This window comes from Sphingobacterium spiritivorum (assembly GCF_016725325.1).
Taxonomy (GTDB): Bacteria; Bacteroidota; Bacteroidia; order Sphingobacteriales; family Sphingobacteriaceae; genus Sphingobacterium.
On the sequence record NZ_CP068083.1, the window covers coordinates 568,225 to 588,388 of the forward strand.

Below are 20,164 nucleotides of genomic sequence, written 5' to 3' on the forward strand. Positions count from 1 at the left end.
TTCGAAGACGAGCTATATTGTTTTCATAAGATATATTCTCTTTAATTGATTGGGTTGACTGTATTTATTATTTCAGCCGACCCTGAAAATCTATATTTTGCGCAAAAGGGTTCAGGTACTGATCGATAAGCACCGCCGCCTCAGCGCGTGTCAGATACTTGTTGCCGCTGTATGCGTTTATAATTTCTTCTTTGCCTTTTTTCGGATCAATGCTATGAATCAATGTAGCCAAAAAATCAATTTCCAGATCTTTACCGGAAGCCTGTACGTCCCGTAGCTGTGGATAATAGGTTCTTAATCCTTCAGTGAGATCATATTCACTGATACGGTGTTCAGGATAAAACCAGGTCTGGTTGGCCCACTTATAAGCGATTCCTTTTCCCTTAAGTATGCCGGTTGCACCAATGCGTTGTACTGCTTCGAAATAGCGATCCTGTGGTTTGACATCTATAAAAGGCATCAGATAAGCGTCATTTTCAAGCAACGTTTGCTGCACAGTTCTTACCTGTAGATGCTGAGGACTACGGCCTTCTTTTACAGCCAGAGCCGCCAGTGCACCGGCTGCCTGACCGATACCCAATACTACCGGTTGAAGACGTGTCGCTCCTGCTACGATATTACTCACACTGATGCTCTTTTCTGCAACAATAAAATTATCTACACCTGCCGGAATAAGAGCTCCAAGAGGCACATTGTAAGAAGGCACTTTGATTTTCACAAAATCAATTTTTGGAGCATCCGGGTTTTTCAGGTGATGATGATCTATGGTATAGTCCCCTACAATACCTCCTGCTCTGTATAAGGGTACATCCTGTTCATATGGCTTTTGAACATAAGGCAACGTCAACGCCGCAATCCCCGTTACTCTTCTGGATTCCCGATGGTAAGGAATAAAAGGCAGTTTATCTGCTGTATCAAACTCGTCATCCGCAAGTCCCAGATGTTTAAATCCAAGTACAGTCTGCAGGTGGTAGATAAAACGCAAGGTATGATCTTTGGCCTCCTGCAATGCTTTCTTACGTTCTTCCGGTGATTTCTCGATTATATTCAGATAAATATCATTGCCATCCTTTGGCCAGTTGATCATATATTTCCCGTTCGGAAGTTTTCCGTACGTGATCATTTGTGAACAGTCAATCTTAGGCGTATTATCATGCGATGCCGGATCGGCTACATCACAGGCATGCTCGAACACCTTTGGATCATATCCCTTTGGTTTCCTGATCGTCTTATCTGCTCCGGGACCGTAATCTTTCAACACCGCTACATAAGTCAGATCCTGAATAATATCATTTGCTTTTTCGGGAGCATATTCCTCTTTTGTATCCTGACGGCTATCCATACCAATCTTATAGGATGCTCCCACTGCCGGCAGCAGATCTCCAAGCTCCGTTGCATCGATTACAATTCTGGCCGACACCTGTATTTTCTTCCCTTTCTTATCTACCTCGACCTCCCAGCCCTGTGCCGTTTTAGTTATTTTCTTCCATTGTGAAGAATACCAGACTTCCACGTTTTTTTCTGCGGCAATCATGGTTTTCAGAATTTTATTTCCGACGGAAGGTTCAAAGAGCGTATTACTTACCCATCCCGTCTCTACAGCGGCAGGGCCTCCATAATACTTATATAAATGACTTCTGAATTCGCCCCACAGCCCCGCCGGCATCTGATGATTGCCATCTATAGCAGAAACCCCGGCAGCCGTAAGCATTCCACCCAGCCATTGTGTTTCTTCAATGACCAGTGTCTTCACCCCGAGACGGGAGGCTTGTATAGCTGCCGTGGTACCACTGGCTCCCCCACCGACGATAAGTACATCGACACGGACAGGAGAAGCACCCTCAGCATGAATTAAACAGGTAAAGAATAAGGTGATGAATACTAGGTAGATTTTCATTTTATCATAATATGGTTTACAGACCACTAATATATAATATATTTAAAATAAACACAACAATTATTAATTTTTTTTATTAACTAACTACCATTTAAAAGCATTTAGTATTTATCAATATATTTCATACATTTGATTTTAAAAAAAATCATATAACAATGACATTCCTTGAAGAGCTTAATGGCGATAATTTTTCGGGTGTTGCCTACAAAAACATACAGTTAAAGAAAAATATCATTTCATTCTTTTGTGCGCACAACAGCGCCACAATCGCTGATCTGTGCAAGGAATTAAACCTAAGCGTCCCTAAAGTCACTAACCTGATTAACGAACTGATTCAGGAAGAACTGGTACAGGATCTGGGGAAAATCAATACGAATGGCGGAAGAAGACCCAACTTATACGGGCTGATCGCTGACTCCGTATTCTTTTTAGGAGTAGATGTCAAACAGAACCATATTAATATCGGGATTACGAATCTGCAAAATGAACTGGTCTATATAAAAGAACACCTTCCGTTTACGCTGAGCAACAGCACAGCTTCTCTGGAAGAATTAATACAACTGATCCACAGTTCACTAAAAACATTCAATATTCCTAAGGAAAAGATTCTGGGCATGGGCATTAACCTTTCGGGCCGGATCAATTACTCCACAGGCTACAGTTACAGTTTTTTCCATTTTCATGAAGAACCTCTATCCAAAATTCTGGAGAATGAACTGGGAATTAAGACATTTCTGGAGAATGACTCCCGGGCTATGGCTTATGGTGAATTCAACTCTGAAGCTATCAAAACGGAGAAAAATGTGATTTTTCTTAATCTGGACTATGGTCTCGGGATGGGTGTGATGATCAACAGTTCATTATACTATGGTAAATCCGGATTTGCAGGTGAATTTGGTCACATTCCTATTTTTAATAATGAGATCATATGTAACTGTGGTAAAAAAGGATGCCTGGAAACGGAAGCTTCAGGATGGGCCCTGACACGCTTATTTCAGGAAAAACTACAGGAAGGTTCTTCATCTATTATCCTCTCCCATCCGGTCAAAACTTCACCAAAAACAATCGCAGATATCAAATTAAAAGATATCATTGCTGCTGCAAAAGCGGATGATGTACTTGCAATAGAACTGATCGCTGAAGTAGGTGAAAAAATAGGAAGAGCAATCGCTTTGCTGATCAATGTATTTAATCCTGAGCTGGTGATCCTGGGAGGGATATTATCGGAAACCGGAGAATATATCACTTTACCGATTAAGAGTGCGATCAATAAATTTTCACTGAGCCTGGTCAATAACGACACAAAGATTATTTCGGCAGTTCTGGGCGAAAAAGCCGGAGTATTAGGAGCCTGTTTTCTGGTCAGAAACAGACTCCTGAACAAGGATTATCAATAAACCGCACCGCTTATTGAAATCTCTTCTCCACCCTTTGCAGTCCATTCTTTAGCAGATACAATATCAAAGTATTCTGCTTTAGGACAAGCCATTTCAGTGTAACGTTCTTCATGAAAAGGAACTGATAATAATGCTCCTTTTTCATAACGGATCAGATTGGTGTAAGACCATCTGGAGCCTTTTACTTTTGTTGTGGTAGCCTGTGCAGGTTTTCCCTCATTAGACATCTGATCAATTGCATTTACACGCTTAAACTCGCCTTTGCGGCCAAAGGCATATCCAGCACATTCAAAGTCATATTCAAACTTTTTACCGGCTCCTTCCACGACAAAGCGAAGCAATCCGTCCCGTATCAATACAACGGACATATGCACTTCTTCACCGGGATACCAGTAATAGTCTTTGATAGCAGAGGCATTGACGAATACAGCTGCCTGCTCCGTACCATGACCGGTACGACGCATAAAAGGACGGAAAGCTTTACGCTCTTCGCTAACCACTCCCCGTTCATCTTTTATCACCTCCCAGCTCAGACCAATATCTGTTTCCTGTCCATCCATACAGCCACCAAGATAGACAGATGGATTATCCAGATATTGCAGCGACTTCTTAGGATTGATGCGGGTTTTATCAAATTCTATCTGAGGCAGGAGTACCTTTCCTTCTATACCTACCCAATTATCTTCACTGGAGACTAATTTCCTGTAATAAGCACCTTCAAAACAGGCTTTTGCCTGTTCCGGCCTGATCTCCCCTTTAAAAAACCGTACCTCAGAAGACGTAATACCTGCATTTTCTAACGGCTTTACATTTTTTTTGACGGATCCACAGCCTGCTAACAAAATTCCGATTCCGGTTATAACATATTTATACATAACTATCCGCTTAAGAATTAATTAAGATCTATCGGCACAAAAACAAGTGGTGTCGGCAGACAGGATGCTCCCGGAGGAGAATATGTCAATTTAAGCAACTGCTCTTTACCAATCTGCTCCGGTTTAAAGATCTGAATCAGCACAGCTTCCGGACTTCCTTTCGTATTGAGACGCTCAGCAGGTAACTGCACTACGCCTCCTTTATATACGCCATCACTCACGACTACACTGGCAGCCATAGCGCTACACCATTGATTGTCTGATCTGGAATTCCAGGTCAGCAGAGCCAGTCCCTTACCATCAGTACTTTTCCATTTGAGTTCAATATTATACATCACACCGTAATTGCCGGCTAATGTAGATACAGTATTACTTTCTCCTTCTATACCTTTTACCCAGGCATCATCTTTACCATCTGCCACCACGAGCTGTGTGACACCTTTATCTGTTTCCAGCACTGCTTCATTAAATACTTTATAATTGCTTACCCCAAATAATCCTCTTCCTGCATTTTTCTTATTGGTCGGAATTACTGAACCTATTGTTTCATAAGCCTTTGGGCCACTTGTCCCCGGAGCAGTCTGTAATACGGCTACTTCGCCCGGTTCATCGATCAGAAATTCATATATGCCATGTACCAGTTCATCATACTTGACTACGTTGCGCTCCAGCACTTCATCGACAGCGACGGTCTGTCCCGGTTTTATAATACGTTCTTTTACCAGCCCCTGTGAATTGAAGTAGTCGTATAATCCTTCCTTACCAACTTTGAAATAGTTTGTACTCGGTTTTTGTGAAGAATATTTAAGCATTTTCAGGCGCATATTACCTTTACCGGTATTCTTGATGACAGCCGTTATCTTTCGGTCTGTTTTTGGTTCTTTGACACCGTTTACATTATAGACATACAGCCGCACTGTGCCGGGTTCTACTTTTTCCTTCAGCGCAATCCCCTCCGGAATGCGAATATATTCCGGATCGTCCGAAATCATATATTGCGGTCCCGGCCAGATCACTTTATCGTAATTCATTTTATCAAAACTCTCCGTCAGAAAGTTTTCCAGTCTGACAATTTCCCCTTGCCTGGTATTTTTCAATTGCGCTGCAATATGCTGGGGCACCTGCTGTGCATATAGAGCAGATGCACAAAGCAATCCCAATGCTACCGAGAGCCCCCTTTTCTTCAGTGTAGTATTCATGTTATAATTTGGTTTTTAGTAAGGTGTTGAAATATTCAAAGTGTACCGGCAGACTCTCTGACCAATACGTACCGGTATGTGCTCCGGGCCGGGCGATATAGGTAGCTTTGATCTTCCACTGATCACAGCTGTCCCTCAGACTTTTGTTTGCTTTGTACAGGTAATCTTCAGTACCACAATCGAAAATGAAGGTTTTGGAAAGCCCTTTTAATCGCTTTATGTTCGTGACCACAGAATACCGGTCGAAGTTTTCATTTGTATCGCTATATTCACCCAGATGTTCTGCTATCGTTGTTTTTTTAAACCCGGAGTGCCTCAGATTAACGACCCCGGAGCTGCTTCCGGCACTTAAAAAGGAAGCCGGATAGTTTACAAACAACCACAATGCTCCGTGTCCTCCCATACTGGCTCCGGTGACAAAAGAAGCATCCGCACGACCTCCGAAATGTGTATTGATATACGGCATAAGTTCCCGGATAAAGAAATCTTCGTATTGCAGACCTGATTTCAACGGTGAATTCATAAACCAACTGCTTTTCAGTCCATCCGGACATACAATCAGGAATCCATAGGTATCAGACAGTCGTTGCAGATCCAATATCCTGGAAAATGTACGATAGTTAGCTCCATGACTATGCAGCAGATAAACAACAGGATATTGTTTCTTCTTCGAGTATCCTTCAGGTTTATATATATACACCGAATCTATAGTCTGCAGACTTTGAGAAGTAATCAACACAGTCTCTTGCGCAAAACATAGTCGGGATGACAAAAACAAAAGAAGAAAGAAGTAAATTTTCACAGGCTTATCATTTCAAGAACTCAAATATAAAATAAATTTTAATAAATAATAATCATTTATTAAAAAAAATTAATAACTACCATTATGAAATACTGACCTTAATCCATTTAGCCTACACCTGAAAGGAATATCTTATCTTTACACTTTTTAATGTACAGGGTGTAGTAACTGACCATACTGCTGCAACATCCGGAAAGGAATAATAAACTATGAATATACAGCAGGCAACACCTGAAGATTATAAGACAATCATGCAGATATGGGAATCTGCAGTAAGGGCTACACATGATTTTCTAAAGGAAGAGGATTTTTTATTTTTCAAAGAAGCTATTCCCAGAGATTATCTGCCGCAACTTACGACCTATATCCTGTATAATCAGGAACGGGCAATGGGTTATATAGCAGTGGCAGAGCAGCACCTTGAAATGCTGTTTGTACATGCGGACTCCCGGGGTAAAGGATATGGCAAGATTTTGTTGAACTATGCTGTTGAGCAGTTGGGGGTTCGCTATGTAGACGTAAATGAACAGAATGAACAGGCTGTAGGATTTTACTTCAAAATGGGATTTGAACAGACCGGAAGATCGGCTCAAGACGGTTCCGGGAAACCTTACCCTATATTGCATTTACAGCTCCAACCAAAAGAAGCAGCCCGATAAGGCTGCTTCTTAAGCTATTTACTAATTATCCCCCGATTATTGCGGAATATTTTCAATGAGAAGCTCATTTCCAGCTTTGTCATAATAGGCACAGGTCATCCGATCCATATCAATAATCCATTTTTCCACTCCCGACCGTGCACAATCTCTGCAGAAGGTCAGGTAATCGGTAAGACCTTGCTGATGATCTTTAAGATCTTTTCTAAACTGTACGATATCACTCTGTCCTGCCACGTCCATTCGGTCATACTTTGCTGGAGCCGATGTAGTATATCCTTCCGCGCCAAAATAATCTATACGTCCGTCTGCTACATAAGCATCGTAGCCCAACACACCAAGTGCTTTAATTTCGCGCATATAGGCTGGAAAATCCGCTCCGGATTTCACTTTGGCATGTGCCTGTCTGATTTGTTCTATTGTAAACATCGATGTCGGATTTTTTAATACTTAAATATAGTAGAATTACTTCTTAACTACAGACTTTACGCAATATTCCACAAAGAGAGATTAACCAATCTTATTAATATACCAGAGTTGATTGTCGCCACCGTGCTTCGGAAATAAAATAATTTCCGAACCATTTTTACAAATTCCTCCCTTTATATCCAGACAGGATCCCTGTGTACTCTTTGGAGAGATCGTATACTGAACAGGATAATCACTTGTAGTTGTAATTTTCCATTTCTGACTGTCACTTCCGTTTCTGCTTCGTATGGCCACTTTTGTTTCATTACCACTTCTGTAGTCTGCGTCAAGTACTTTGCCTGTTGCATGTTGGGGTTCCAGATAGTAAAATCCATCTCCGGCATCTGTCAGCTTCCATTTTTGGTTGTTTGACCGTTTGGCTTCGTAAACAATAACAGGAGCGCCGTCCTGACTGTCACCTCCTTTTACATCCATACAGAAATCATACCCGTCCTTAAAAAGTCCTAATGTAGTACATATTTCTACTACGGAGCCTGAAACAGGAGCGCGTACATTCGCTTTATTGCAGTTGATCAGCAGCTTCGTGAGATTGGAACCGATTTCAGGAAAATCCATCGGTATAATACCGTATCGTGCAGGAGTAGTTTCGGACAGGTATTGGTGAAAAAGCGGAAGTACAGTATCCGCCATGTCACGGGGATTAGTAGTAAGGGGTAACAAGCCGCCAAGGAAACCCGTAGCACTTGCAAAATTGATATAAATTGTGTTCTTATTATCTTCGGAAGCTTTGATCAGACAATTTTTAACATGTACATTAAATTTTTCTTTTCGGTCATCATCATCTGACCATGAGCTATACACATCCTGCACATAGAAATTAATATTATGATGACTTAAAGGTCCCTCACTATCGACCGGCCAGCCTCCCTGTGTATCCAAACCAAAATCGGCCATATCAAATCTGCGGAATAATACAATCTTGCCACGAATCTGTTTCAATGCAGGATTCTTATTATTCGATAACCACCATCTTTGATTCCAGTCTGTTCGTTTTTCAATAGTGCTCTTTACCCAATCGTGAATCTCATCACCGAATTCTTTCTTGACCGACATAACAATCGTTTCCTGAGGATTTTTATCCAAAAAGTGAATACAGTCGTTGATGACCTGTTCAAATGTCAGATCCAATGCCACACTAATCGCCCGACTGCCTCCATGGTACAGCCAGAGAACACCGTCATTATCTGTCCCTCTTGCCAATCGTATATCCAGAAAGCGAATACCATTATTTAATTGTTCTGCAATACTCTGCGTCTGACATTTTGCAGCACTATCGATAGGGCCATCTCCGAGCGTGTAAGTTCCGGAATCATGTGTGCCCGGTATAGTTATTTCGGACAGCAGCTTATTATCATCAAGCTGACTCATCCATGTTTGTGTTAATTTTTCCATTTTTTATAGTTTTTGATCTTGAATAAAGATCCTATAAACAGGAATAATTAGTGCTCCATTAAGGCGGACAATAAACGGACAAGGAAGGAGCTTACCAGGTCATAGCCGCGCAGGTCATTACAGATATAGAAGATAAGAAGTTTTGTCAGTCACAATACAACCTTCAGGGCTACATATTAAAGCTTCCCCTTCAAAAATGCAATAAAAGCTGTTTGTTGATCTACAAACAAATAATGTGAACAGTTGTCAACTATCTGCATATTCTCAGCTCCTGTTATTCTTCGTATATCCGTTATTTGTTTAGGGCTGAAAATACCATCTTCCTTTCCGTAGATGGCATAGATAGGAATCTTTTTTTCTTTAATTCGTTTCAGGGCCGGTCTGTTGTCTACATTATTATTCTTTTCATTCTTGTAGAACCTGAAGGGCGATTCATGATTACGGAAATTACTTTTGTTAAATTCACTTTCCTCATACTGTTCACGAAGACGTATACTTTCTGGAGTAGGTCTTGGCATAGTAAAGTGATACAGTTGACTCGCTATGTTATAGGTTTTCTTTCTATAGTCAGCACTGTGTTTATCAAGCTTTTGGATATCCTGTATTTCCTGCAGCTTGCCATCATCCTGTCGGAAGACCTGCTTAGCCTCTGTAAGGATGTGATCGTAGGTTTGCTGCTGCATACATAATGCGCCTGCAAGAACCAAAGAACTCACCTTTTCCGGATATTGATCGGTAAATAAGGTGGCAATAATTCCACCAAAACTATGTCCGATGATATTTGCCTTATCTATGCTATAGGTTTTATACAATTGTAACAGATCAGCAAAACTTTCTTTATAGGTCATTGTTGCCTGTTCATCTTTGGAACGTCCCTCTCCTCTTCTGTCATAAACGATCACATAAAACCCTTCGTCTGCAAGCGACTGTGCTGTTGTGCCTTCAAATAAATTGGAGTTACCGCTTGGTCCTCCGTGTATAAATATGATCGCCGGATTACTTTGCACGCCATAAGCTTTGCTGTAGATTTCCTGTGCTGCCACTACAGGTGAAAGATATACAGACAACGCAAGAAGAAGTAGATATTTCATCGTAAAAAATGGTTTTCGTAAGAATTGCTGAAAAGGCACAAATATGCTTATTTTATTAGATAGCTGCTTACAAAATTTGAAAATCCTTAACGGGTTAAGAGTTCGTAGTCACAAAGAAAATTATTCATCATCATCCCATGGTTCAAAGTCATATTTCCATCTAAAAACATGGTCTTTTAGATTTCCACTCGTTAATCCTTCGCTTCTGTTTTCTTTTAAATTTAGCGTCTTATTAAATTCTTTCGATAGCACATATACTCTTACACGTGATTGTGGTATCAGTTCAAGGTAATGCTTAAATACTTTGCTTATATCAGCTGCATTGTATGTTTCCGGAAGCGCAATATTCTTATCAATTTCCTTATCAAACAAATCATCGGGCACATCATCTATAGCCAGCCGCACAACCTTATCTTTCCCTGTCCAGCTGACTGCAAAAAAACTATGTATACCAAGGGAAGTTTTATCATCGTAAATCATGGGAAGACCGAATTGTGCTAATGAATCTCCGGTAAGTTTGCCGGAAATAGCATCAAACAGATTCCTGATTACAGACTTATCCATATTATTTTTATAAACAATAATTGCTTCCACCTTACTATTGACAGCATTACTGACAACTTCTATATTATCAAAATGTACAGCACTGATGTTTGCAGCAGGTAAGTCTAGACGGTTCATGTTTTCAACGCCTAAAATGCTGTATTCTGTTTTATTTTTCTCCTTTGCCAATACCAGTTTATCGGAGGATATTTTAAATCCATTCCTTACATCTGCCAAGTCTTCCGCTAATTGCACCGGATTTAAATCCGACAGTTTTTTTACTTTGACATACTCTGGTGTGGTAACTGGTAGATTAAGAGAAGATAAATCTATTGTTTTGATCTTTGCAAGAATCTGCTGTTTATCTTTTTTTAGTCCCTCAACTTCTTTGGTATATACATCCTTCTTTACAGGAATAAGATTAAGTGAAAAACGATTATCCTTCTCTGCTGTACCGATGTAATTAAATTTGATCTTTAACGTGTCTTTTTCAATAGTGACTTCGTATACACTATCCAGCAATTCTCCCGTATTTTTTAATCTGCAATCCGTTAACGACCGGAGATCTGAGATTTTAATTTTCTTTTCAAAAGGATAGGAAAAGTACAGTGAATCATTACTTTCAGAAATATGAATCCGCATTTCAGCAATCATATCCATATACGCAAGCGTAATTCCCCACATGGATTTATTATTCACTTTTGTTACGTTTTCGGATTTCCAATAGGTCCGTTTTTCTTGCGCATTTGTCTTTGTGCAGAATATCGTGAGTAATATGCAGGATAGTATAGTGTAATATGATTTCATTTTATACAGTTTGATCTTACATTGTTAATCATCTGAATTAGAAATGTATCCTAAATATACAAACATCCTCTTAATCCACAAATGTAGAATCTCTCCCCGACCCTCTCCTTCAAAAGGAGAGGGAGATATTTGGCGAACTGTTTTTCTCTCCTTTTAAGGAGTTATAAACTTACAAATTAAACCCTACTGAGAGCATAAAGTTACGGGGAGTGCCTACAAATCCTCTTGTATAGTCAAATCCTCCCAGATAATAATATTTATCAAATACATTATTGATATTCGCCGTAAAACGCATCCCTTTCAGGTGATAATATACAGCCGTATTGACTGTTGTATACGATGGCCACATATCCCAGACACCATTCCCATTCTGATCTTTACGTGCAGCATTATCCATTCGTCGCTCATCAACATAATAGACACCGGCTCCAAAGCCCAGACCCTTGACCGCATATCGGGAAAATATATACTTCAGCCACATCCCTGCCATATTTTTAGGGGCATTGCTCAAAGGCAGTCCTTCTTCACCTGCTAATGAAGATGATTTGACTTCCGTATGGTTAAAACTATAGTTGGCCATCACCTGAAATTCCTTATTGATCTGCCCTCTGAAATCTAATTCTACTCCCCTGGAGATAACCTGTCCGGATTGACGATAAATCGGCAGTCCACTATCGGATATACCTCCGGTTGCAATCAGCATATTCTCTCTCCCTATATGAAATACAGACAACTCCGTTTGCAGATTGTTTTTAAAAAAACCGGTCTTTAATCCTGTCTCTATCTGAAAGCTCCGCTCAGGATTAAAAGGACGATCTGCTCCATAGTTTTCATAATTATAAATAAAATCTGCCCCTACCGGAACATAGCCTTGCGAATAGCTGGCAAAATAGTTAACCTGCTCATTAATCTTATAGGTTAATCCCAATCTTGGCAACCATGCATTTTGTTTGGTTTTGAAAGACTCTTTGAGATCCGCACTGCTGGAACGGTAATATTCATGACGTAGTCCCAACACCACGTGCAGACGTTCTCCAACAGTCACCTGATCCTGTATGTAGAATCCCATACTTTGGTAAGGATTAAGGAAAGGGAATTCCGCCTGCGGACGCCAGATATAGGTAGAGATATCTATGACTTCCCGATTAGGATTTTCCAGGTCAATGGTCAGCGGTACTTCTTTGCCGTTCAGCATCCGGCTACGGGATTCGCGCAGAATATTATCTTTATCCCCTCGGTATTGTGCATAATCAACACCTAATACCAACCTATGCTGATGCCCGGGTCTGTCCAGTGCATAGCGAAGATAACTAACCAGATTGTCCGTGTAATCGGTAATTTGCTTTGACTGGAAACGCATATTCATTACGGTATTCTGTGGCGGATTAGCGTAGGTATTCAATGTGCGAAATTCATTTAATTTTTCCTTATAGATCGACTTCATATAGTTCACATGAAGAGACAAATCTTCTGTGAGTTGCTGATTAAGCCGTGCAGATAGTGTAAGGAAATTTGTCTTAAAGAAGTCGGTTGGCTGGCTCACATTGAAGGATCGGGACTGTGCGTAAAAATCATTGTTACGTATACCTAATCCGCGATCCAGATAACCATCAAAATTGTCATAGGTCAGATCAACATCGATCGTGGTTCCTTCTGCCGGACGAAAACTGAATGAAGGCGCAACAAGTATGTTTTTACGCTGATTAACATCTCTGAACGTTCTGGAATTTTCATAACCTACATTCAGTCTGTAAAGTACTCTTTTAGCAGAATCCAGTGGCCCGCCAATATCGAGAGTAGTACGGTAGGTCTGGAAACTTCCAATTGCAAAATTAACACTTGTATGTTTCTTTTCTAACGGTTTCTTGGTAACCATATTAATGGTTCCGCCGGGAGTAATATCTCCAAACAGGGATGCTCCGGGCCCTTTCAGAACTTCTACACTTTCCAGATTGACCGTAAGTGGCGTACGCCAGAAGCTGGTACCGTATCCATATCCGGAACGCATACCGTTTACCAGACGCATACCGCTGGTATAACCGCTGTTAAATCCGCGAATGGTCAGATCATCATAGGCAGAAGCCTGATTGACACCTGCAAGATCCTGTACAACATCTGTAATCACAAAGGCCTGTTTATCTTCCATAAACTCCTTACTGACAAGAGATATGGATTGTGGCAAATCCTTGAGTGAGCCTGAAAATTTACCTCCAAGTTCGGTCGTATTAATAAGATACGAATTGTTGCGTCTGCCGGTAACCAGCACTTCATCTACTTCTACACTGGCAGGAAACAACTGAACATTGAGTCCCTTTTTGTTATTCCAGTTTAACTGATCTACTGACACGGAAAGTGTCTTATAACCAACCGCACGGAAAGAGAGTGTTGCCGGAAGCTTTACTGTTGCCGGAAGCCGAAAGGTACCATCACTATTCGTCTGTATCAGTTCTTTCGATTTAAGGACAATGGTAATACCTCTGAGTCCCTTTCCTTCTGCGTCGGTTACTTTTCCGAAGATGACGGGCTCCGTCTGAGCATACACCTGCCCGTTGAGTATACAGAATAAAAAGATGGTGATGTAAAAAGTATATTTTAATATATGCATATCTAACTGTTTTTATAACTTCAGTGGCCTGATGGTGTAATATTATAGCTCACACTTCATATGTATAGTTTCAAAACCACTATGATCCTTCCGGATAAGTGTTTTGAAACCGCATTGTAACCAAAATTCGTAGGCGCCTGTGAGAAACGGATGAGTATGCAGGTACAAGGTTGATACAGCCTGTGCCTTTGCAACTTCCATTAATTCCTGAAACAGAGCGGTAGCCACTCCTTGTCTCCGTCCTTTAGGATTCACATATAAGCGTACGACCTCTACTGTATTTTCCTGCTCTAAACGGAGAAAAGAAAACCGTTGATCATAAGCCAACATTCCAATCACAGCAACCAGATTACCTGATTGGTCGCGTGCTTCCAGAAATGTACCAATCCGGGCATGAATATAGGTCTGTGCAAAATGCTGCAGATCATATGGCATTTTATGATGGTCCAGCATGGGAAAAAGTAACTTACGAGCTTCTGATACATAAGTGATCAGCTCAGGCACATCCTGTTCTGAAACACGTTTTATAATCAAATCTTTATTCATAATGGTGTTGAGGATCGGGTAAAATTATTATTTTGCCGCGGTGCGGAATCTGCTGCAGACGTACCTGATAAGCCTGTTCTAATAAATGATGAATGCTATCAGTATTTTGTCCTTCCAGACTGGTGAGAATTTGCTGCTGCATCAGAAAAAAACGATCCCCGTAGAGAAACGCCAGATTAGGATCATGCATAATACAAATCACGGTTTTACCAGCTTCAACTAATTTTTTAAGATTATCCAGCACTGCTGCCTGGTAGTGCAGATCCAGATGATTCGTCGGTTCATCCAATAAGATAATATCCGGATCCTGCACTAATACCCGGCACAAAAGCACCAATTGTCGTTCCCCTCCCGAAAGCCGGGTATATGGCTTGTCTTTGTATTTCCAGAGATCAAACCTTTTTAATACTTTTCGAACCTGCTCTATGTCTTCTTCTTTTGGTGAAAAGCGCGAAAAAGAAGCTCTGCCTGTCATCACCACATCGTATACAGAAAATGGAAAATTGGTCTGGTGAAACTGAGTCATAAAACCGAGTCTGATTCCATTGGCATTCCCGATTTTTACGGCTCGCCGTTCCACTCCATTGATATGTATCTGTCCCTGATATTCCCGTTGGACTCCAGCCAGAATATTAAACAGGGTAGATTTGCCGCTTCCGTTTCGCCCCAGAATAACGGACAGCTCCCCTTTGTAGAAGGTAGCCCGAAGTCCGTCAAGTACAGTTTGTTTTCCGTAGTGAAAGGCTAAATTTCTGATCTCTATTGCTTCCATTATCCGTTCCAGTTTATAGCGTTTTTACGCATCAGGTAAATAAATAGCGGCGTGCCCAGCATCATAGTAAATACACCTACCGGAATTTCAAAAGGCAGCAGTGTACGTGAAAAATCATCAATCAGTAACAGAAAAGTACCTCCAATACTGATATTTGCCCATACTCCTATACTGTTACTCGGCCCGAAGAGCATCCGGCTGATATGGGGTACAATAAGTCCGAAGAGACTGATCATGCCAACCGCAGCGACTGCCGAAGCGGTGATCATGGTGGCTGCACCTATCATAATAAGTTTGATAATTTTGGGATTGACACCTACAGCCAGCGCTTCCTGATCACCCAGAGCAAGAAGATTGAGCTTCCAGCGGAACAGAATAATTATTCCAAGCCCCAGTAATATGGGCAGAATGGCGACCTTTAGTTTTGACCAGGAAGCAGTATGCAGATTCCCCATAGTCCACTGGACTATGGCCTGCAACTTATACGGATCACTCAGATACTGTAAAATGGTAAGGAATGCCGTAAATACGCCTGAAATAATCATACCGGCCAGTACCATGGTCACTAATGATCCTTTGGCACCGCTGTAGGATACAAAGTATGTAATAGCAACAGCCAGCACTCCAAATAAAAAAGCAGAGAGGTTGAGTGGAATCAGAGATACCAGCATTGATAATGCAGCTCCAAAGGCTGCTCCTGAAGAGATCCCTAAAGAAAACGGATCCACAATAGGATTACGAAATACTGCCTGCAGCACTCCTCCGGCCACAGCCAGTGAAGCTCCGACACTAAAGGTCAGCAACACACGCGGAAGTCTGACCTGCCAGACAATGGTTTCCATACTGGAATCGACCACAACAACTTCCCACCCTAATGAAGAAGCTAGACCGGCATATACCAGATTTGCCAGTTCAGATAAACGGAGAAATCCTGTATTCCCTAATGCAAGAGAGAAAAACAGGACAAATAAAGGCAGACAGATGAGTAAGCTTAATTTCCAAAATTTCATATTTCGTCTTCCCATATTTTTTCACTGTACAGAAACTCCAGAGTCTGCTGCAGATCTGTTTTAAATTGTTGTTCAGAATAGCTTGGATAGCACCACTGCCGGAGCTGTTTGGCAAACAAAAGAAATTTAACAGTATGCGGATCGTAGTAAAAAGTGGGTTCCATGCTATACACTTGCTTATCGATTACTGCCGGCAGCGCTTCAAGTTCTTTTAAGCTGTAGACATCCTGTAATTTTGAATTCCACAATACAATAAGATCAGGATTCCACTTGTAAAGAGATTCCGCACTGATATTCGGAGCTTCGAGATTAAGCGGACACGCATTTTCGGCACCCGAAACCTCCATGGACAGATCTACAAGGGAACCCTTACATGAGGTAGAAAAAACACGTCCTTTAGACCATGCATAGTATACCTTTTTCCGTTTTATATCTTCGTGAAGTTTCATTTTCTCCACTTCCTTCTCCACATACCCCACAATCTCCTGAGCACGCTTTTCCTGACCGAGTAATGTTCCTACGCCGACAAGTTCATTATAGATATGCTCTTTATCTCTGCTGGATACTACATACACAGGAATATGAAGATCTTCGAGTTGAGCGATCGTCTCTTTATCATGCTCATATACGATGGCAAGATCTGCCTCTAAGGCCACCAGTGTCTCTACGTGCGTAGACCGGCCTCCGAAAGTGGGTGTCACAATCTGCTTACGGGCAATACGCTTATCGTGTAGAGACAGAAAATGATAGGTAGAAGGATTCTGATAAATCTGTTGCGGAATACCGACCAGCTTATCTCCGGCATTAAGCATGTATATCTGATCGACAAACGGTTCAAACAGAACAACAACACGTTGTGCATACGTTTCCAGTGTGATTTCTTTACCACGGGCATCTGTTGCCGAAATTTTTTCTGCCGTTTGTTTTTTTTCACCGGAATTACTGCAGGCAATGATCAATGTCAGTAGAATGAAACTACTGACCCATCGCCAAGTTGTTTTTCTTCTATTTGTCATATTGTAACTTTATTTTTCCGGAACATATGCAATGCCTGATCAGGCAATAATCTGGCTGAAGTCAGCTCGATATGTCCGGCATATTTGGCGGATAATGCACTGTACAACCTGCCGTCATAAGCCACAGCAAATGACTGGTCATTCAGACAGAAGACAGGTAAGTGCCGGTTGCCGACATCAAAACTGAATTGTCCTGCCATCTGTGCATCCTTTGCATGCAGTATAATGCAATCACAAGGTTTGATATACAATCTGATTGCATAATTATCATTCAGATGCACGACCTGACCATCATGGAGCTGCTCACCATATTCACGCTGCAGACGGATCAATCTTCCTTCTGAAGTTTCCCGTTCCAACACCGTCTTTCGTACCTCATACCATTCCATGTATACAAATTCTTCAGCTATACCCTGCGGTATAGCTGTATAGTTATTGTCTGAAATATAAAGCATTCGGACTACTGCTTTATTTTGAATGCTTTCTTTTCTTCGACTTTACTGATTAGCCATGCACACCATTCATCCATACCATCTCCGTTGAGACTGCTGATCGTAAGGACTTCCAGCTTTGGATTGACTTCCTGTGCATCTTTAGTTACAGCATCAATTGAAAAAGGCACATAGGGCAAAAGATCTGCTTTTGAAACGACCATCAGTTCGCTGGTCAAAAACATCCGTGCATATTTCTTCGGTTTGTCGTCTCCTTCTGTTGCAGCAAGCAAAGTTACACGATAGTCTTCTCCCAGATCAAAGGCTGCAGGACATACCAGATTCCCTACATTCTCTATAAACAGTAGATCCACATTATCCAGATTGATATGGTCTAATGCCTGCAGGATCATCTGCGCTTCTATATGACACATTCCTCCCGTCACAATCTGTAAAGCATTTATTCCTACTTCACGCATACGTACAGCATCTCTTTCCGTTTCCGGATCTCCGACCAGTACAGCGATGTTCAGCTGCTTTCCCAGACGTTTGCCAGTCTCCTGCATTAACGTAGTTTTACCACTACCCGGGGAGGAACAAATATTGATGATACAAATATCTGCCAATCGCTCACGGATAGCTTTGGCCACAAAATCATTGGCCTTTAATAGATTTAATGATGTATTTTCGCATTGTACCGATCCTACCGGCATTTGGTTGCTTTTAGGTATTGCTGTATTACTCATGTTCCTTATTTTTAAATGTAACCTGTGTTATTCTTAACTCTTCTCCCTGAACTACTTTGTCGGATGTGATACCGCAGTTACAGACAAACCGGTGAAAAACGACCTCAAAAGACTTTTTACAGTTGTCGCAAAAGGCCAGTATGGGCAGCACCTTTACCTCGAGCTCTGTATCGCGAAACCACGCATCATCTGTAATGTAGGCTTCAAAAGCATTCTGTATCAAAATAGGCTGAATATTACTTAATAGCCCTGCTTCCAGTCTGATTTTCACAATTTCCTGATAACGATCGGGGTATTCTTCCCGCAGGGTATCAAATATCTCTTGTACTATTCCGGTTTCGTGCATAGTCGTAATGTTAAGCAGCCGCTTGTTTTCTACTTTTCTTTCTCTTTGCGGCCGGAGCTTTAGGCTTCGGAATTTCTGTATCTCCAGCCTCCTGGGTCTCTTGAGCTGGTAATACACTTTCATTCATCAACAATTGCTGCTGATGCAGGGTAAATTCCCAGCACATTTGCGACAGCATCGTCAGAAAGCTGTACAATAATTCACCATCATGTCCGAGTGCCCGCAGCAAAATGCTGTTATCTGCACAGTATGTAAAACCGAAAGTAATATCTTCATATGATCCCGCCAGTATCTCATCAAACTCTTCCTTCATCAGTTTGGCAAACGGACCTGAATAGATAAAAGCGGCCTGATGGGTATAGTCTTCAAAGAATAATAACTTCCTGACAGGTTGCTCATGTGGCATCAGGCATTGATTGTCTGTGTAGATCAGTTTCCCGTCTCTGTACAGTGTTGTACGGCTGTGTACTTTCTGAAACTGGAAAGCTTCATTCATATAAATTCTGCCGGCACTGATAATATCTCCCCAAATCAATGTTGCCGTCTCGTGCATATCAATACGATTGGTTGCACGAAAGATGGCATCTTTGAAAGGAGTAACAGGATGCGGGACGTACTGCAGTATACTGTTTGCTTCCAGTTTGATTATCGTATCCTGTGTTGCTCCCTTTTTCATGGGATGCAGTTTATTAAAAGACTGCGTAAACAGTTTGAAACGGGCATCTTTCTTTACACGGATATCAATAGCCAAATGATCTTCGTCCATAATACCGGGCGAGGCACTCATAATGATCATCTCCAGATGTTCCTGTGCCCGCGGAGCGCCATAATGTGTCAGTTTGTAAGGAGCATTATGATAACTTTCCTTCAACACACTATAGGTACCTTCTCTTTCGACATTGATCTTAATACTACTTTCCATTCCGGGTCTAGTTTTCTAACAGTGCATATTTTTTTATCCAGCTTTTTACATCTTCCAGTCCTTCTAATGTCATCAGATTGGTAAAGATGAACGGTCTTTCTCCGCGCATACGTTTTGCATCACGTTCCATGACAGACAGATCTGCATGCACATAAGGCGCAAGATCTATTTTATTGATTAGCAGCAGATCCGAACGGGTAATCCCCGGACCACCTTTACGTGGAATCTTTTCTCCCTCTGCCACATCGATTACGAAGATGGTAATGTCTGCCAGATCAGGGCTAAATGTTGCGGTAAGATTATCTCCTCCACTTTCCACAAATACGATTTCCGTATCCGGAAAACGCTGAACCAGCTCTTCTACTGCTTCAATGTTCATAGAAGCATCTTCCCGTATTGCTGTATGCGGACAACCTCCTGTCTCTACACCTGAAATACGTTCTGCAGGAAGAGTAGAGTTTTTTTGCAGAAACTGTGCATCTTCACGGGTGTATATATCATTGGTCACTACACAGATGCTGTAATCCGTGGCCATCTGTCTGGTCAGTCTTTCTATTAAAGCGGTCTTACCTGAACCTACAGGTCCGGCCACTCCTATTTTCACATATTTTCTATCCATGTC

At 41.4% G+C, this 20,164-nt stretch carries 20 protein-coding genes; 2 read left to right on the forward strand and 18 right to left on the reverse strand.

The window, feature by feature from the left end:
- Positions 1-67 precede the first annotated feature (67 nt).
- A complete protein-coding gene (locus tag I6J02_RS02110; RefSeq protein ID WP_201680198.1) occupies positions 68-1,897 on the reverse strand; it encodes an FAD-dependent oxidoreductase in 1,830 nt (609 codons plus the stop codon).
- Between the two features lie 155 nt (positions 1,898-2,052).
- On the opposite strand from I6J02_RS02110, the gene I6J02_RS02115 reads away from it, so the two are divergent.
- Positions 2,053-3,294, forward strand: a complete 1,242-nt coding sequence (locus I6J02_RS02115; RefSeq protein WP_201680199.1) for an ROK family protein — start codon at positions 2,053-2,055, stop codon at positions 3,292-3,294.
- On the opposite strand, the gene I6J02_RS02120 is transcribed toward I6J02_RS02115, so the two are convergent.
- The 3 genes from I6J02_RS02120 to I6J02_RS02130 are packed head-to-tail and all read right to left on the reverse strand — an operon-like array spanning position 3,288 to position 6,170.
- On the reverse strand, positions 3,288-4,169 hold the full coding sequence (locus I6J02_RS02120) for a hypothetical protein (RefSeq protein ID WP_201680200.1): 882 nt from the start codon (positions 4,167-4,169) through the stop codon (positions 3,288-3,290). The genes I6J02_RS02115 and I6J02_RS02120 overlap by 7 nt on opposite strands.
- 17 nt (positions 4,170-4,186) lie before the next feature.
- Positions 4,187-5,368, reverse strand: coding sequence for a copper amine oxidase (locus tag I6J02_RS02125; protein WP_201680201.1), 1,182 nt, complete (start codon positions 5,366-5,368; stop codon positions 4,187-4,189).
- A gap of 1 nt (position 5,369) precedes the next feature.
- A complete protein-coding gene (locus I6J02_RS02130) occupies positions 5,370-6,170 on the reverse strand; it encodes an alpha/beta hydrolase (RefSeq protein ID WP_201680202.1) in 801 nt (266 codons plus the stop codon).
- 209 nt (positions 6,171-6,379) lie between these two features.
- Here I6J02_RS02130 and I6J02_RS02135 point away from each other — a divergent pair, with 209 nt between their 5' ends.
- Positions 6,380-6,829 carry an acetyltransferase gene (locus I6J02_RS02135; RefSeq protein WP_201680203.1) on the forward strand — a complete coding sequence of 150 codons (450 nt, stop codon included), beginning with the start codon at positions 6,380-6,382 and terminating at the stop codon, positions 6,827-6,829.
- Positions 6,830-6,865: 36 nt separating this feature from the next.
- On the opposite strand, the gene I6J02_RS02140 is transcribed toward I6J02_RS02135, so the two are convergent.
- The 14 genes from I6J02_RS02140 to ureG form a co-directional block, all read right to left on the reverse strand.
- Entirely contained in the window at positions 6,866-7,255 is a 390-nt protein-coding gene (locus I6J02_RS02140) for a DUF1398 domain-containing protein (RefSeq protein ID WP_201680204.1), read from the reverse strand.
- An 81-nt stretch (positions 7,256-7,336) separates the two neighbouring features.
- Positions 7,337-8,707 (reverse strand): phosphatidylinositol-specific phospholipase C domain-containing protein, encoded by a 1,371-nt coding sequence (locus tag I6J02_RS02145; RefSeq protein ID WP_201680205.1) that lies wholly within the window; start codon positions 8,705-8,707, stop codon positions 7,337-7,339.
- A gap of 176 nt (positions 8,708-8,883) precedes the next feature.
- On the reverse strand, positions 8,884-9,798 hold the full coding sequence (locus tag I6J02_RS02150; RefSeq protein ID WP_201680206.1) for an alpha/beta hydrolase: 915 nt from the start codon (positions 9,796-9,798) through the stop codon (positions 8,884-8,886).
- A 120-nt stretch (positions 9,799-9,918) separates the two neighbouring features.
- Positions 9,919-11,148 carry a hypothetical protein gene (locus I6J02_RS02155; protein ID WP_201680207.1) on the reverse strand — a complete coding sequence of 410 codons (1,230 nt, stop codon included), beginning with the start codon at positions 11,146-11,148 and terminating at the stop codon, positions 9,919-9,921.
- 169 nt (positions 11,149-11,317) lie between these two features.
- A complete protein-coding gene (locus I6J02_RS02160; RefSeq protein ID WP_201680208.1) occupies positions 11,318-13,753 on the reverse strand; it encodes a TonB-dependent receptor in 2,436 nt (811 codons plus the stop codon).
- Positions 13,754-13,795: 42 nt separating this feature from the next.
- Complete coding sequence (locus I6J02_RS02165; protein ID WP_201680209.1) at positions 13,796-14,299, reverse strand: GNAT family N-acetyltransferase; 504 nt, start codon at positions 14,297-14,299, stop codon at positions 13,796-13,798.
- Positions 14,292-15,071, reverse strand: a complete 780-nt coding sequence (locus I6J02_RS02170; protein WP_201680210.1) for an ABC transporter ATP-binding protein — start codon at positions 15,069-15,071, stop codon at positions 14,292-14,294. Before I6J02_RS02170 ends, I6J02_RS02165 begins: the two co-directional genes overlap by 8 nt.
- Complete coding sequence (locus tag I6J02_RS02175) at positions 15,071-16,096, reverse strand: FecCD family ABC transporter permease (RefSeq protein WP_236582257.1); 1,026 nt, start codon at positions 16,094-16,096, stop codon at positions 15,071-15,073. The genes I6J02_RS02170 and I6J02_RS02175 overlap by 1 nt, the downstream gene beginning before the upstream one ends.
- A complete protein-coding gene (locus I6J02_RS02180; RefSeq protein WP_201680211.1) occupies positions 16,078-17,097 on the reverse strand; it encodes an ABC transporter substrate-binding protein in 1,020 nt (339 codons plus the stop codon). Before I6J02_RS02180 ends, I6J02_RS02175 begins: the two co-directional genes overlap by 19 nt.
- Positions 17,094-17,552 carry an urease accessory protein UreE gene (locus I6J02_RS02185; RefSeq protein ID WP_201680212.1) on the reverse strand — a complete coding sequence of 153 codons (459 nt, stop codon included), beginning with the start codon at positions 17,550-17,552 and terminating at the stop codon, positions 17,094-17,096. The genes I6J02_RS02180 and I6J02_RS02185 overlap by 4 nt, the downstream gene beginning before the upstream one ends.
- A gap of 5 nt (positions 17,553-17,557) precedes the next feature.
- Positions 17,558-18,274, reverse strand: coding sequence for a hydrogenase nickel incorporation protein HypB (hypB, locus tag I6J02_RS02190; RefSeq protein WP_201680213.1), 717 nt, complete (start codon positions 18,272-18,274; stop codon positions 17,558-17,560).
- Positions 18,267-18,620 (reverse strand): hydrogenase maturation nickel metallochaperone HypA, encoded by a 354-nt coding sequence (locus I6J02_RS02195; RefSeq protein ID WP_201680214.1) that lies wholly within the window; start codon positions 18,618-18,620, stop codon positions 18,267-18,269. Before I6J02_RS02195 ends, hypB begins: the two co-directional genes overlap by 8 nt.
- A 10-nt stretch (positions 18,621-18,630) precedes the next feature.
- Positions 18,631-19,542 (reverse strand): urease accessory protein UreD, encoded by a 912-nt coding sequence (locus I6J02_RS02200; RefSeq protein WP_201680215.1) that lies wholly within the window; start codon positions 19,540-19,542, stop codon positions 18,631-18,633.
- 7 nt (positions 19,543-19,549) lie between these two features.
- Positions 19,550-20,161 carry an urease accessory protein UreG gene (gene ureG, locus I6J02_RS02205; protein ID WP_002993342.1) on the reverse strand — a complete coding sequence of 204 codons (612 nt, stop codon included), beginning with the start codon at positions 20,159-20,161 and terminating at the stop codon, positions 19,550-19,552.
- Positions 20,162-20,164: the final 3 nt, after the last annotated feature.

Coding starts and splice junctions, on each gene's coding strand:
- I6J02_RS02110 (WP_201680198.1), bottom strand. CDS start 1,897: ATGAAAATCTACCTAGTATTCATCACCTTATTCTTTACCTGTTTAATT.
- I6J02_RS02115 (WP_201680199.1), top strand. CDS start 2,053: ATGACATTCCTTGAAGAGCTTAATGGCGATAATTTTTCGGGTGTTGCC.
- I6J02_RS02120 (WP_201680200.1), bottom strand. CDS start 4,169: ATGTATAAATATGTTATAACCGGAATCGGAATTTTGTTAGCAGGCTGT.
- I6J02_RS02125 (WP_201680201.1), bottom strand. CDS start 5,368: ATGAATACTACACTGAAGAAAAGGGGGCTCTCGGTAGCATTGGGATTG.
- I6J02_RS02135 (WP_201680203.1), top strand. CDS start 6,380: ATGAATATACAGCAGGCAACACCTGAAGATTATAAGACAATCATGCAG.
- I6J02_RS02140 (WP_201680204.1), bottom strand. CDS start 7,255: ATGTTTACAATAGAACAAATCAGACAGGCACATGCCAAAGTGAAATCC.
- I6J02_RS02145 (WP_201680205.1), bottom strand. CDS start 8,707: ATGGAAAAATTAACACAAACATGGATGAGTCAGCTTGATGATAATAAG.
- I6J02_RS02150 (WP_201680206.1), bottom strand. CDS start 9,798: ATGAAATATCTACTTCTTCTTGCGTTGTCTGTATATCTTTCACCTGTA.
- I6J02_RS02155 (WP_201680207.1), bottom strand. CDS start 11,148: ATGAAATCATATTACACTATACTATCCTGCATATTACTCACGATATTC.
- I6J02_RS02160 (WP_201680208.1), bottom strand. CDS start 13,753: ATGCATATATTAAAATATACTTTTTACATCACCATCTTTTTATTCTGT.
- I6J02_RS02165 (WP_201680209.1), bottom strand. CDS start 14,299: ATGAATAAAGATTTGATTATAAAACGTGTTTCAGAACAGGATGTGCCT.
- I6J02_RS02170 (WP_201680210.1), bottom strand. CDS start 15,071: ATGGAAGCAATAGAGATCAGAAATTTAGCCTTTCACTACGGAAAACAA.
- I6J02_RS02175 (WP_236582257.1), bottom strand. CDS start 16,096: ATGGGAAGACGAAATATGAAATTTTGGAAATTAAGCTTACTCATCTGT.
- I6J02_RS02180 (WP_201680211.1), bottom strand. CDS start 17,097: ATGACAAATAGAAGAAAAACAACTTGGCGATGGGTCAGTAGTTTCATT.
- I6J02_RS02185 (WP_201680212.1), bottom strand. CDS start 17,552: ATGCTTTATATTTCAGACAATAACTATACAGCTATACCGCAGGGTATA.
- hypB (WP_201680213.1), bottom strand. CDS start 18,274: ATGAGTAATACAGCAATACCTAAAAGCAACCAAATGCCGGTAGGATCG.
- I6J02_RS02195 (WP_201680214.1), bottom strand. CDS start 18,620: ATGCACGAAACCGGAATAGTACAAGAGATATTTGATACCCTGCGGGAA.
- I6J02_RS02200 (WP_201680215.1), bottom strand. CDS start 19,542: ATGGAAAGTAGTATTAAGATCAATGTCGAAAGAGAAGGTACCTATAGT.
- ureG (WP_002993342.1), bottom strand. CDS start 20,161: ATGGATAGAAAATATGTGAAAATAGGAGTGGCCGGACCTGTAGGTTCA.